At 36.0% G+C, this 15,492-nt stretch carries 9 protein-coding genes; all 9 read left to right on the top strand.

The genetic code is table 11. From position 1 onward, the window contains the following. Positions 1 to 182 precede the first annotated feature (182 nt). Entirely contained in the window at positions 183 to 3,878 is a 3,696-nt protein-coding gene (gene purL, locus AA088_RS07395) for a phosphoribosylformylglycinamidine synthase (protein ID WP_046744331.1), read from the top strand. Between the two features lie 187 nt (positions 3,879 to 4,065). Continuing rightward, positions 4,066 to 5,841, top strand: coding sequence for an AMP-dependent synthetase/ligase (locus AA088_RS07390; RefSeq protein WP_046744330.1), 1,776 nt, complete (start codon positions 4,066 to 4,068; stop codon positions 5,839 to 5,841). A gap of 203 nt (positions 5,842 to 6,044) precedes the next feature. Continuing rightward, positions 6,045 to 6,506 carry a MarR family winged helix-turn-helix transcriptional regulator gene (locus AA088_RS07385; RefSeq protein WP_046744329.1) on the top strand — a complete coding sequence of 154 codons (462 nt, stop codon included), beginning with the start codon at positions 6,045 to 6,047 and terminating at the stop codon, positions 6,504 to 6,506. An 82-nt stretch (positions 6,507 to 6,588) separates the two neighbouring features. Then, positions 6,589 to 8,994 carry a 3-hydroxyacyl-CoA dehydrogenase/enoyl-CoA hydratase family protein gene (locus AA088_RS07380; protein ID WP_046744328.1) on the top strand — a complete coding sequence of 802 codons (2,406 nt, stop codon included), beginning with the start codon at positions 6,589 to 6,591 and terminating at the stop codon, positions 8,992 to 8,994. A gap of 104 nt (positions 8,995 to 9,098) precedes the next feature. Then, complete coding sequence (locus tag AA088_RS07375; RefSeq protein WP_046744327.1) at positions 9,099 to 9,446, top strand: four helix bundle protein; 348 nt, start codon at positions 9,099 to 9,101, stop codon at positions 9,444 to 9,446. Between the two features lie 46 nt (positions 9,447 to 9,492). After that, complete coding sequence (locus tag AA088_RS07370; protein WP_046744326.1) at positions 9,493 to 10,686, top strand: acetyl-CoA C-acyltransferase; 1,194 nt, start codon at positions 9,493 to 9,495, stop codon at positions 10,684 to 10,686. Between the two features lie 114 nt (positions 10,687 to 10,800). Continuing rightward, positions 10,801 to 12,615, top strand: a complete 1,815-nt coding sequence (locus AA088_RS07365) for an acyl-CoA dehydrogenase family protein (RefSeq protein ID WP_046744325.1) — start codon at positions 10,801 to 10,803, stop codon at positions 12,613 to 12,615. 607 nt (positions 12,616 to 13,222) lie between these two features. Then, the gene (locus AA088_RS17590) at positions 13,223 to 13,900 is read left to right on the top strand and encodes an abortive infection family protein (RefSeq protein ID WP_052752815.1); all 678 of its coding nucleotides are present in this window, start codon (positions 13,223 to 13,225) and stop codon (positions 13,898 to 13,900) included. A 256-nt stretch (positions 13,901 to 14,156) separates the two neighbouring features. Then, complete coding sequence (locus tag AA088_RS07355) at positions 14,157 to 15,419, top strand: FUSC family protein (protein WP_046744324.1); 1,263 nt, start codon at positions 14,157 to 14,159, stop codon at positions 15,417 to 15,419. Positions 15,420 to 15,492: the final 73 nt, after the last annotated feature.

Below are 15,492 nucleotides of genomic sequence, written 5' to 3'. Positions count from 1 at the left end.
ACCCGAAATAAAGAACCTTGAATCCTTGAATTTTTAAATTCATGAATTAAAGCTAGTGAATCTAAAAAAAGTGTTCAAAAACTCGTGAATAACTCAAAAATTATAGCGTAACTTTTAAGTTAAAATACTAGAAAATGTAGTAAATTTGGCTTTTTTAAAACACAACACACAAAAACTACATAATGATTCATTTCTTTGGAAACGTACGCAGCAAAGTATTTGCTGTACAAACAGCAGAAGAATTATCAACAGAAAACGTTGCAAAACTAAACTGGCTTTTTGGGAACGCAGCAAAAATAGAACAAGCATCTTTAGATGCTTTTTTTGTTGGTCCTCGAGCAGCAATGATTACACCTTGGAGCACAAATGCTGTTGAAATAACTCAAAACATGGGAATTCAAGGCATCATTCGTATTGAAGAATTTCTAGCAGTAGCTGAAGACTTCTCTGAATATGACCCGATGATTTTTCAAAAATATAAAGGGTTACATCAAAATACGTTTACTATTGATATTGAACCAGAAGCCATCCAAGAAATTGAAAATATTGCACATTACAATGAGCAAGAAGGACTGGCTTTAAGTGATGAAGAAATTGAATACTTGAACAACCTTTCAAAAAAACTAGGAAGAAAATTAACTGATTCTGAAGTATTTGGTTTTTCTCAGGTAAATTCAGAACACTGTCGCCATAAAATATTTAACGGAACATTTGTGATTGATGGAGAAGAAAAATCAACTTCTCTCTTCAAACTAATCAAAGAAACCTCTAAGCAACATCCTAACGATATTGTTTCAGCATACAAAGACAATGTGGCTTTTATCAAAGGGCCAAAAGTGCAACAATTTGCACCAAAAACAGCTGATAAACCTGATTTTTACGAAACAAAAGAGTTTGACTCTGTAATATCGCTTAAAGCGGAAACACACAATTTCCCAACTACTGTAGAACCTTTTAATGGTGCTGCTACAGGTTCTGGAGGAGAAATTCGTGACAGACTTGCTGGTGGAAAAGGTTCTATTCCTCTAGCAGGAACTGCTGTATACATGACTTCCTATTCAAGATTGGAAAACTCTCAAAACAAACCTTGGGAACATGCAATGCCTGCGCGTGACTGGTTATACCAAACGCCAATTGACATTTTAATCAAAGCTTCCAATGGAGCTTCTGATTTTGGAAACAAGTTCGGACAACCCTTAATATGTGGCTCTGTACTCACCTTTGAACATGATGAAAATACCGACAACTTAAACACTACTGCTCGAAAGTTAGGATATGACAAAGTCATCATGCAAGCAGGAGGAATTGGGTATGGGAAAGCTTCGCAAGCAATCAAAGACACACCAAAAGCAGGTGATAAAGTGGTCATTCTCGGTGGTGAAAACTATCGCATCGGAATGGGTGGAGCAGCTGTTTCATCCGCAGATACTGGTGAATTTTCTACTGGAATTGAGCTGAATGCAGTGCAACGTTCAAACCCAGAAATGCAAAAACGTGCTGCAAATGCTATTCGTGGTATGGTAGAAAGTGATGAAAATCATATTGTTTCTATTCACGATCACGGAGCAGGCGGTCATTTAAACTGTTTATCTGAATTGGTAGAAGAAACTGGTGGTAAAATTGATCTTGACAAATTGCCTGTAGGAGACCCTACATTATCTGCCAAAGAAATTATTGGAAATGAATCTCAAGAACGTATGGGACTCGTAATTTCCAATGAACACATCAAAACGTTAGAAAGAATTGCCGAACGAGAGCGCTCTCCTATGTATACTGTTGGAAACGTAACCAATGATGATCGCTTTACATTTGAATCAGCTACCAATGGAGACAAACCAATGGATTTGGCATTAAGTGATATGTTTGGAAGTTCTCCAAAAACAATTATGACAGACCATACAGTACAACGTTCTTACAGTGCTCTTCATTATGAAAAAAATAACTTTGAACACTATCTCTCACAAGTATTACAATTAGAAGCTGTAGCCTGTAAAGATTGGTTAACAAACAAAGTTGATCGTTGCGTGGGTGGAAAAGTAGCCAAGCAACAATGTGCTGGTCCGCTACAACTTCCATTGAATAACGTAGGCGTAATGGCGCTGGATTATGTTGGAAAAGAAGGCATCGCTACATCTGTAGGACATGCCCCAATATCTGGATTAATTAATCCTTCTGCTGGAAGTCGTAACGCAATTGCGGAAGCATTAAGCAACATTATTTGGGCTCCTTTAAAAGATGGTCTGCAAAGTGTATCTCTATCTGCCAACTGGATGTGGCCTTGCAAAAACGAAGGAGAAGATGCGCGTTTATACGAAGCAGTTGCTGCCATTTCAGAATTTGCAATTGATTTAGGAATCAACGTTCCAACAGGAAAAGATTCTCTATCGATGAAGCAAAAATATCCAAATGAAGAGGTCATCTCTCCTGGTACTGTGGTTATTTCTGCAGCAGCAAACTGTACTAATATTACAAAAGTAGTAGAACCTGTTTTTCAAAAAAATGCAGGACCTATATATTACATTAACTTATCTCAAGATCAATTCAAATTAGGAGGTAGTTCTTTTGCACAAACATTACATAAAATAGGAAACGAAACACCTACTATTGTAGATGCTACACTATACAAAAAAGCATTCAATACCATACAACAACTTATTCAAAATGATAAAATTGTAGCAGGACATGATGTGGCATCTGGCGGATTAATCACAACGTTGCTAGAACTTTGTTTTGCTGATGTCAATTTAGGTGCCAATTTGAACTTTGATGCCCTTGACGAAAAAGACACTATCAAATTGTTATTTGCAGAAAATAACGGAATCGTATTCCAACCTGTAGACACATCTGTAGAAAGTGTATTGACAAAAGCGGGTATTCCTTTCTTTACCATTGGAACTGTAACTGAAAGTGATCGTTTAAACCTAAAAAATCACGAAGAAAAATTCAGTTTAAGTGTTGCTGAGTACAGAGATGTTTGGTACAAAACCTCTTTCCTACTCGATCAAAAACAAACGGCAAACGGATTGGCAAAAGCACGATACGAAAACTACAAACATCAACCTCTAACGTATACATTTCCAACCCATTTTACAGGACTTCTCGACTCAGCTCGTAGTACTGCAAAACGTCCATTAGCGGCTATTATTAGAGAAAAAGGAAGCAACAGCGAACGTGAAATGGCGAATGCGATGTATTTAGCAGGTTTTGACGTAAAAGATGTTCATATGACCGATTTAATTTCTGGTCGTGAAACTTTGGAAGACATCCAATTCATCGGTGCAGTAGGAGGATTTTCTAACTCAGATGTATTAGGTTCTGCCAAAGGTTGGGCAGGCGCATTTCTATACAACGAAAAAGCAAACACTGCTTTAAAAAACTTCTTTAAACGAGAAGATACACTTTCAGTAGGTATATGTAATGGTTGTCAACTATTCATGGAACTTGAAGTCATCAATCCAGATCATGATGAACACGGAAAAATGACGTATAACGATTCACAAAAACACGAAAGTGCGTTTACATCGGTTACAATTCAAGAAAACAACTCCGTAATGTTATCTAGCTTAGCAGGAACAACTTTGGGTGTTTGGATTAGTCATGGAGAAGGAAAATTCAAACTTCCTTATGGAGAAGACAAATACAATATCGTGGCAAAATATGGGTATGACGCTTATCCTTCCAATCCTAATGGTTCCGACTTCAATACAGCGATGATGTGTGATGCTTCGGGAAGACACTTAGTAACAATGCCGCATATTGAACGCTCTACCTTTCAATGGAATTGGGCTCACTATCCGCAAGGAAGAAAAGACGAAGTATCTCCTTGGTTAGAAGCTTTCGTAAATGCGCGCTTATGGATTGAAGAAAAAAATAAATAACGCATACACAACACATAACAATTCATAAAAAAGACCTGTATTTGCTACAGGTCTTTTTACATATATGTTTGACAAACAGATCTCTTGTTGTCAATTTATTAGAAAAAGGTATACTTTTTTAAACATTCCCTTTGAAAATGGTTAACAAATTTCATATTTTGCACTTTCAAAAAAACCAAATCAGAGAATGACGAATGTAAAGAGACTTTTTGACTTTCCTTACTATCAATTGGCTAACTACCCACTAGCAAAATCCTTAACTTCTTTTAGCAACGGACAATGGGTTTCAACTTCAACGCAAGAATACATTGATCAAGCAAATGCGATTAGTAGAGGTTTGTTACGTTTGGGTGTACAGCCCAATGATAAGATAGCGGTAATATCTACTAACAACAGAACAGAGTGGAATATTATGGACATCGGTATATTACAAACTGGTGCACAAAACGTTCCTATCTATCCAACAATTGCAAAAGAAGATTATGAGTATATCCTAAACCACTCAGAATCTATATACTGCTTTGTTTCTGATGTAGAAATTATTGAAAAACTAAATCAAATTAAAGGAAATACCAAACTAAAAGGTGTCTATACATTTGATGAAGTAGCTGGTGAACAACATTGGTCTGAAGTATTAAAATTAGGAGAAGACACCAGCAATGATGATGAATTACAAACTCGTAAAGATGCCGTAAAGTCTAATGATTTAGCAACCTTAATCTATACTTCAGGAACTACGGGAAAACCTAAAGGTGTAATGCTTTCTCATAACAACTTAGTCTCAAATGTATTGGACAGTCAAAAACGTGTTCCTTTGCACAACGGACAAGCAAGAGCTTTAAGTTTTCTACCTGTATGTCACGTTTTTGAGAGAATGATTCTCTATTTATACCAATACTGTGGAATTGAAATATTCTTTGCCGAATCTATTGAAAAAATTAGTGACAACTTAAAAGAAGTAAAACCAAACGTAATGACAGCTGTCCCACGTTTGTATGAAAAAGTATACGATAAAATTTATGCCAAAGGAGCCGACTTAACCGGAATTAAAAAGAAATTATTCTTTTGGGCTATTGAACTTGGGTTGCAATACGAACCTTACGGTAAAAATGGTTGGTGGTATGAATTTAGATTAAAAATAGCTCGTAAGCTCATTTTTAGCAAATGGCAAGAAGGTTTAGGTGGTAACTTAGAACTAATGGTTTCAGGAAGCGCCCCATTACAAGCACGATTAACACGTGTATTTGCGGCTGCTGGAATTCCTATCATGGAAGGATATGGATTAACAGAGACTTCTCCTGTTATATCTGTAAATGATCAACGCAATGGCGGATTCCGAATTGGTACCGTAGGACGCATAATTGATAACGTGGAAGTAAAAATTGCTGAAGATGGAGAAATCCTTGTTAAAGGTCCTAATGTAATGCAAGGTTATTATAAAGACCCTGAAAAAACAGCAAGTGTAATGTCTGGCGAATACTTCCATACTGGAGATATTGGTGAAGTAAGTGCCGATGGTTTCTTAAAAATCACAGATCGTAAAAAAGACATGTTCAAAACCTCTGGAGGAAAATATGTCATCCCTGCATTACTTGAAAACCGTTTCAAACAATCGCGTTTCATTGAACAAATTATGGTAATCGGAGAAGGCGAGAAAATGCCAGCAGCATTAATTCAGCCAAACTTCGAATTCATCAAAGATTGGATCAAAAAGAAAGGAAAAAACATCGGGACTTCAGAAAAAGAAATCTGTAGCTCAGAAGAAATTATTGCTCGCATTCAAAAAGAAGTAGATGAAGCAAATAGCAGTTTCGGAAAGTGGGAACAAATCAAACGTTTTGAACTCATTCCTGTTGTATGGTCTATTGATGGTGGCGAATTGACACCGACCATGAAAATGAAACGAAAAGTCATCAAAGAAATCTATAAAGACTATTGCGATAAAATTTATGATCGCGCATAAAACCAATAAACCGTTCACCTCAATTGAACGGTTTTTTTTATCTTTAAACTTCAGTATTAATTGTGAAGAATTAAATTTTAATACGCAAAAGCTGTCATTCTCCTATTTCATCTATTAAAATTTTCACAAATTCCTAAAAATATTTTTTATTTTACTATGCATGCATAGTATTTTTTTTATATATTTGAAGACCAAACAACTGTATGAAAGAAAAAACTATAGATCATGTAATGAGAGCTACATGGCAAGCCATTTCCAAAATGTATAATGAGGAAGCTGGAAAATATGGCAGCACAATGGCTACAGGTTTCACATTACTGAGCATTGATCAAGAAGAAGGAACTCCCTCAACCACGCTAGGCCCAAAAATGGGCATGGAAGCCACTAGCCTATCCCGTACACTAAAAAGTATGGAAGAAAAAGGACTTATTTATCGAAAAAAAAATCCAAAGGACGGACGCAGTGTTCTTATTTGCTTGACTGACTTTGGAAGAGAAATGCGCGATGTTTCTAAAACAACCGTACTACGATTCAATGACGCAATTCGCGCCAATATAGATCAAGAAAAACTTAAACACTTTTATGAAGTTACAGAAGTCATTTTAGAACTCATTAGTAATAAGAAAATTTATAACTCCTCTGTGGAAGTTAGTGCTGAAAAATAAATTGAAACATAATTAAAATACTAAAATCTACTTAATTCATTACCAAGTAAATTTTAACTAACAATTAAAAATTGAAAAAAAGATGAAACGACCAATTAACAAAATAGCAGTGATTGGTTCTGGAATTATGGGTTCTGGAATTGCCTGTCATTTTGCCAATATCGGAGTTGAAGTATTACTCCTTGATATTGTTCCTCGCGAACTTACAGATAAAGAAAAAGCGCTAGGATTGACACTTGAAGATAAAGTAGTTCGCAATAGAATGGTTAATGAAAACCTACAAACGGCACTTAAATCTAAGCCCTCTCCTATTTACTCACAACAATTTGCCAATAGAATTGCTACTGGAAATTTAGAAGACGACTTACATAAAGTAAAAGATGTCGATTGGATTATTGAAGTGGTTGTTGAACGCTTAGATATCAAACAAAAAGTATTTGAACAAGTTGAAAAACACAGAAAACCAGGTACTTTAATTACTTCAAACACGTCTGGAATTCCAATTCAATTTATGAATGAAGGCCGTAGTGAAGACTTTAGACAACATTTTGCTGTAACGCATTTCTTCAATCCGCCACGCTACCTAAAACTATTTGAAGTAGTTCCTGGACCTGATTGCAAACAGGAAGTAACGGACTTCTTGATGATGTACGGAGAAAAATTTTTAGGAAAAACATCTGTATTAGCAAAAGATACTCCAGCATTTATAGGAAACAGAATCGGTATATTTGGTATTCAAAGTCTCTTTCATCAAGTAAAAGAACTAGGATTAACAATTGAAGAAGTTGATAAACTTACAGGACCGGTAATTGGTCGTCCAAAATCAGCAACTTTCCGTACTGTCGATGTTGTAGGATTGGATACTTTAGTACATGTGGCTAATGGAATTTACCAAAACTGCCCTGAAGATGAAGCGCATGACTTATTCAAGTTGCCTGACTTCATTGAAAAAATGATGGAAAATAAATGGCTAGGTAGTAAAACTGGACAAGGTTTCTACAAAAAGACAGTTACTCCAGAAGGTAAAAAAGAAATTCTTTCGTTGGACTTAGACACGATGGAATATCGCCCAAATAAAAGAGCCAAGTTTGCAACGCTTGAACTTACAAAAACCATCGACAAGCCAATTGATCGCTTTAAAGTATTAGTGGGCGGAAAAGACAAAGCAGGTGAATTTTACCGTAAAAACTTCGCAGCGATGTTTGCGTATGTACAAAACAGAATTCCTGAAATCTCTGATGAGCTCTACCGAATTGACGACGCAATGAAAGCTGGTTTTGGTTGGGAAAACGGACCGTTTGAAATTTGGGATGCTGTCGGCATCGAAAAAGGTATTGAACTCATGAAAGCAGAAGGTTTAGAACCAGCTGCTTGGGTTACAGAAATGGTTACCGCTGGCGAAAAAAGTTTCTACACCGTAAAAGATGGGGCTACCTATTATTATGACATTCCTGCGAAAGCACAAGTAAAAAAACCTGGGCAAGACGCTTTTATCATCTTAGACAATATCCGCAAGTCGAACGAAGTTTGGAAAAACAGTGAAGCGGTGATTGAAGACTTAGGTGACGGAATTTTAAACTTAGAATTCCAATCTAAAATGAACACCATTGGTGGTGGTGTACTACAAGGAATCAATAAAGCAATTGATTTAGCAGAAAAAGATTTCCAAGGATTAGTCATTGGAAATCAAGCAGCCAACTTCTCCGTTGGAGCAAATATCGGAATGATTTTTATGATGGCAGTTGAGCAAGAATATGACGAATTGAACATGGCGATCAAAATGTTCCAAAACACGATGATGCGTGCGCGCTACTCTTCTATTCCTGTAGTCGTAGCACCTCACGGAATGACACTTGGTGGTGGATGTGAACTTTCGATGCATGCTGATAAAGTGGTTGCGGCTGCAGAAACATACATTGGGCTAGTTGAATTTGGTGTTGGAGTGATTCCTGGTGGTGGTGGATCCAAAGAAATGGCACTACGTGCTTCAGACACCTTCCGCAAAGGAGATGTAGAGTTAAACGTACTGCAAGAATACTTCCTAACTATTGGAATGGCTAAAGTAGCTACGTCAGCATACGAAGCGTTTGATATGGGCGTATTGCAAAAAGGAAAAGACATTGTAGTCGTAAACAAAGATCGTCAAATCGCAACGGCGAAAGCACATGCGAAACTCATGGCAGAATCTGGTTACACGCAACCAATCCGCAGAAAAGATGTAAAAGTTCTTGGAAAACAAGCTTTGGGAATGTTCTTAGTAGGAACCGATTCGATGGAAGCCAGCAATTACATCAGTGAACACGATCAAAAGATCGCCAACAAACTGGCGTACGTAATGGCTGGTGGTGATTTATCAGAACCAACATTGGTAAGCGAAGACTATTTATTAGACCTAGAACGTGAAGCTTTCTTAAGTCTATGTACAGAGCGTAAAACACTTGAGCGTATTCAGCATATGTTAAAGACGGGCAAGCCCTTGAGAAACTAAGATCTGAGAAGTTAGTAGTGAGTATTGAGACAAATTCTTAAAAACCCTCAATATCAAAATCTCAATACTAACATCTCAATACTAACATCTCAATACTAATAATCATGCATAAAGTAGAAAACTTAAAAATATGGAAGAAGTCAATAGAATTGACAAAAGCTGTATACCTACTGATTGCTGATTTACCGAAAGACGAAAAATTTGGGCTAACCACTCAAATTAAAAGAAGTGCTGTTTCAGTCCCTTCAAATATAGCGGAAGGTGCTGGAAGAAACTCTAATAAAGAGTTCAAGCATTTCCTAAGTATTGCTAATGGTTCTAATTATGAATTACACACGCAATTGTTATTATTAATAGAATTAAGTCTAATAAACAAAGAAAAAGTACAACCAGTAATTGAGCAGTGTATTGAAATACAGAAAATGAACTATTCATTTCAACAAAAACTTTAAAATCTCAATACTCACCACTCAATACTCAATACTCAATACTAGAAAAATGAACAAAACCGCATACATAGTAAAAGCATATAGAACCGCCGTTGGAAAAGCGCCAAAAGGTGTGTTCAGATTTAAAAGAACGGACGAACTCGCAGCCGAAACCATCGAATATATGATGAAAGAGTTACCAGATTTTGACAAAACACGCATCGATGATGTGATTGTGGGAAACGCGATGCCAGAAGGTTCACAAGGACTCAACATGGCACGTTTGATCTCATTGATGGGATTAGATATTGTTGACGTACCAGGAGTAACTGTCAATCGTTTCTGCTCGTCAGGTTTAGAAACCATCGGAATGGCAGTTGCGAAAATCCAATCTGGAATGGCAGACTGTATTATTGCAGGTGGTGCAGAAAGTATGAGTTCTGTTCCAATGACTGGGTTTAAAACCGAATTAAACTACGATATCGTAAAATCTGGTCACGAAGACTATTATTGGGGAATGGGAAATACGGCAGAAGCAGTTGCCAACCAATTCAAGGTTTCTCGTGAAGATCAAGATGAATTTGCATACAATTCACACATGAAAGCATTGCGTGCGCAAGCAGAAAATCGCTTTCAAGATCAAATCGTTCCTATTACAGTTGATCAAACCTATATTGACGAAAACGCCAAAAGAGCAACTAAGAGTTATACTGTAACCAAAGATGAAGGGCCGCGTAAAGGAACTAATGTTGCTACACTAAACAAATTACGCCCCGTATTTGCGCAAGGCGGAAGTGTAACTGCAGGAAACTCATCACAAATGAGTGATGGAGCTGCATTTGTATTGGTGATGAGTGAAGACATGGTCAAAGAATTAAACCTTGAGCCAATTGCACGATTGGTAAGCTATGCGGCGGCTGGTGTAGAACCACGCATTATGGGAATAGGTCCTGTAAAAGCTATTCCTAAAGCATTAAAACAAGCAGGTTTACAACAAAACGATGTAGAACTAATCGAGTTGAACGAAGCCTTTGCTTCTCAATCGCTTGCTGTGATTCGCGAATTAGGTCTTAATCAAGAAATAGTAAACGTAAATGGAGGAGCTATTGCTCTTGGGCATCCACTAGGCTGTACAGGTGCAAAACTATCTGTTCAACTATTTGACGAAATGCGTAAGCGCGACATGAAAGGCAAATACGGTATGGTTACCATGTGTGTAGGAACCGGACAAGGCGCTGCAGGAATTTTTGAATTTCTAAATTAGAATTGAGATATCAGTATTGAGTAGTGAGTTTTCGCTATTCATTTATAATAAAAACAAAAACATGAGTAGTAGTATCTCAATACTCACTACTAAGTACTAAAATCTACTATAACAATGAGCACAGAAGCAATCAACAAAGACATCTTACGCGGCGGACAGTTCCTCGTGAAAGAAACCAAATGCGAAGACGTATTTACTCCAGAAGATTTTACGGAGGAACAACAAATGATGAAAGAATCGGTAAAAGAATTTATCGATCGTGAAGTATGGCCGCATAAAGAGCGTTTTGAAAAAAAGGATTATGCCTTTACTGAAGAAATAATGCGTAAAGCTGGTGAGCTAGGATTCTTAGGTATTGCAGTACCAGAAGCATATGACGGACTTGGAATGGGATTTGTTTCAACCATGTTAGTTTGCGATTATATCTCGGGAGCAACAGGTTCAGTAGCAACTGCATTTGGAGCACATACAGGAATTGGAACAATGCCTATCACTTTATATGGAACAGAAGAACAAAAGCAAAAATACGTTCCTAAACTTGCTACAGGCGAATGGTTTGGCTCTTACTGTTTAACAGAACCTGGAGCTGGATCGGATGCAAATTCAGGAAAAACTAAAGCAGTTTTAACCGACGATGGAAAGCATTACTTAATTTCTGGACAGAAAATGTGGATTTCAAATGCTGGTTTCTGTAACTTGATGATTGTTTTTGCTCGTATTGAAGACGATAAAAATATTACAGGTTTTATTGTAGAATATGATAAAAACAATCCAAACGGAATTACCTTAGGAGAAGAAGAACACAAACTAGGAATTCACTCCTCTTCTACCCGTCAAGTATTTTTTAATGAAACAAAAGTTCCTGTTGAAAACATGCTTTCAGAAAGAGGAAATGGTTTCAAAATTGCAATGAATGCATTAAATGTTGGGCGTATTAAATTGGCTGCTGCCTGTTTGGATGCACAACGTAGAGTAATCACTGAAGCAACCAAATACGCAAACGAACGTGTACAATTTAAAACACCTATTGCAAACTTTGGTGCTATCAAGGCAAAATTAGCCGAAATGGCAACGGCTTGTTACGTAGGAGAGTCTGCTTCTTATAGAGCTGCTAAAAACATTGAAGACCGCATTGCAATTCGTGAATCAGAAGGAAACACACATCAAGAAGCAGAACTAAAAGGTGTAGAAGAATATGCCATTGAATGTTCTATCTTAAAAGTTAAAATCTCTGAAGATGTGCAAAAATGTACGGATGAAGGAATCCAGATTTTTGGAGGGATGGGATTCTCTGCAGATACACCTATGGAATCGGCATGGAGAGATGCGCGTATTTCACGTATCTACGAAGGAACCAACGAAATCAACCGTATGCTCGCTGTAGGTATGTTAGTAAAAAAAGCGATGAAAGGACACGTAAACCTTTTAGAGCCTGCAATGAAAGTTGCTGATGAATTGATGGGAATTCCTTCATTTGACATTCCAGATTACTCTGAACTATTCTCAGAAGAAAAAGAATTGCTAGGAAAACTGAAAAAGGTATTCCTAATGGTTGCGGGTTCTGCGGTTCAAAAATTTGGTCCAGACTTAGAAAAACACCAACAATTATTAATGGCTGCTGCAGATATCTTAATTGAAATCTACATGGTAGAATCATCAATATTAAGAACAGAAAAGAATGCAAAACGTTTCGGAGAAGATTCGCAAGAAATACAAATTGCGATGACAAAACTCAATCTTTTCAATGCGGTAGAAAAAATCACGACCAAAGCAAAAGAAGGAATCATTTCCTTTGCAGAAGGTGATGAGCAACGCATGATGTTGATGGGATTAAAGCGTTTCACCAAATACGCGAACATGCCAAACGTAGTAGCTTTACGAAATAAAATTGCAGAAAAAATGACTGCAGAAAACGAATATTGTTTCTAACTAATAGAAACTAAAAATAGTTCTAGACTTACTATAGGTTTTTAGAATTTAGTTGTTTGTTAAAAGCCATCGCATTTGCGGTGGCTTTTTTGTTGGCGCTAGTAGAGCGTCATGCTGAACTTGATTCAGCATCTCATTTTAGGGAGATTCCATGATCCTTGCTACAAATACAGGAATCTATATGAAACGTCATTACGAAGGAAGTATGACTGAAGTAATCTGCTTACAAAGCAACTCATAAATTATTGAAAATAAACACTTTACTACTTTCTTAAAAAACCACCGCATCTTTCACAAAAAACCTCCTGTACTTTTACCCAAAACCTCAGCACCTTTTCACTAAAACCTCATGAGGTTTTAATAGTCCCTTTTTGGTGTAAGATTTTGGTTGATTTCAACGTTTTTGAATATAGGAAAAAGAAGATTTTTTAGTCAATTACGGGAAACCACATTGTATATATGTAATCTTTATTTTACATTTATAAAAAATAACAGGAAGTTGTATTGAAAAAAGTTCCTGTTATTTACCCTATTTAGTACAAAAACAGGAATTCCTGTTATACATACGTTAGCTGCAACTCAAAAAACATCGTGCTGAAAATAATAAATGAGTGAACTTAAAGGACATATTTTCGATTGGTTAATCGAATTAGAAGAAGAAAAAGCCGCAAATCTTCTAAATGAATGTGAAATTGACCAAGTCTATATCGACACACTTTTCAGAATGGATAGTGACGTTGAAACTTATATGTACGAGGTAACTGTTAGCGTTCCTCTAAAGATACATCGCAAAATTGAAGAATATGCGAAAGAAACTTCAGCTATCGAATCAGCAATTACTGAAGCAGGACAAGCGGACGGAATTTATGTGAAAGACATTAGTTGGAGACCATATTTAAAAAGTGAGCATAAAAAACAAAATGACAAAAAAGCGGAAAAAATAACCGAACTGCTAACTCAAGAATACGTAAATAAGCAAATAAGGCTTATGAATAAGTCAATCGAAAATAACCCTCATTTGGCTTTAGGTATTTCAAAAGAGTTAATAGAAACTTGTTGTAAACACATTTTAAAAGAGGCAGGAAAAGAAATTAATAAAGATTGGGATGTTGCAAAATTGGTTAAAGAGACTAACAAACAAATTGATTTAATGCCATTTGAGGTTGAGAATATTGAATTGGCTAAATCCTCAATCGCAAAAATTTTAGGTGGATTTTCAACCATTACTCACGGAATAACTGAATTGCGAAATTCTTACGGAACTGGACACGGACATTGCACCTGAATTCAAAACATTAGACGGAATTTATGTAAAACTTGCTGTTTCTGCGTCAAGCGAATTAGCTGTGTTTTATTTAAGTTTAGAACAATTAAAAAAAGAAAAGAGCAGCAGCTAACATTGGCTATAAATAATTGCTATTACAGGCTTATCCTGAAAATTCCTGTGGAATTTTCAGCTTGTCGTGTAATAGCAAAAATCCGTACTAACACACGCAACTGTTCATAGCCGAGACCGTTAGCGATTATGCAAAAATAGAAATATGGAAGATACATACTCAATCTTAAAAGAACATATGGGCGATATGATTTCAGAAAGTTCTATGGCAGAAAAGTTAATCCAAGGACTGGAAGCAAGACAAAAAGCTACATTGGACAATTTGCCAAAGTATGGGAAATGGTCTATAATAATTGGAATAGCAATTTTAGTCATTGGTATAACTATTCAAATATTAACTGGAACCTTACCAAACGAACAATTTCAATTAATAAATTCTTTAAAAACTCCTACTATTGGAGGAATATTGACTTTCTTTTTTACAATTATTGCTTTTATTATTAATGCTGTTTTTGCTGTTTGGGCGGTAAGTTTTATTCCCTATTTTGCTTATAAATCGTACAAAGCATCTAGACAAATTAAAATTCCTTTGAGAACTAATTCATCAAAGTGGATTCAACTTTTTGCTTCTGTATTCTTACCGATAATTGCATTTTCAATATTTGCTTCGAATGTTCCTACAACTAACAGTTCGTTTCTCATAAATTTATCTTTTCAAGATTTTCTTACAATACTAATTGGTGCTTTAGTTACTTGGGGAATTCTTTATGTCACAGTAAAATTTATACCACTAAAATATATTGTAGTTCATTTAACAATATACTCTTTACTATTGTACGCAGTCATTTTCTTTGCTTACATTTTAGGATTTGGAACAATAACATATGGAGCGGTTTTAGGTATGATGCTATTCCTGATGTTTTCCTCAAATAAACTGGGCGAAATTACAAGGAGAATTTCGATTTATGACATTGACTCAAATATTGCTGACAAACTTACTGCGGTATCAAATAGAGAAAACACAATTAAAGTCAAAGAAGCTGAAGCAGACGTTGGAAAGTTAGATAGAGAGCTGGGAAATAGAGTTGAGAATCTCAAGAATGAAGAAGAAATTTCAAAACAACTTCAGCAGATAAAAACAAGTCAATTGGAGATTAATTCGAAAGTTGGTAAAACCAAATTAGATATTTTTAATAAAAAACTTGATTTATACAATCGACTTTTTACAATAATTTCAGAAGAATATGAAGTAAAAGTAAATGAAGAGTTACCAGATTTATTAGGAACATTTAAGGAGAATGTGAAAAATATGTCCGCTAAAGAATTAGGAGAAAGAATGGATGCAATTATTAATCAGGTAAATAGTAGTTTAGATTCTATTCCCAAAGGTCTTGACAATTTGAGATTGGAGATGAAAAAAGCAACAAAGGAACTGAAAGATGCAACACAAGAATTAAAAAATGAATAAAGCACAAATCGCTAACAATGTATATAAAAAATAGGCAAAATAGCAGTAAAATCAACGGATTTGGCTTGTATCA

This window comes from Kordia zhangzhouensis (assembly GCF_001005305.1).
In the GTDB taxonomy this organism is placed as follows: Bacteria; Bacteroidota; Bacteroidia; order Flavobacteriales; family Flavobacteriaceae; genus Kordia; species Kordia zhangzhouensis.
Note: the sequence above shows the minus strand (reverse complement) of the source record. Positions and strands in the feature narration are given on the sequence as shown.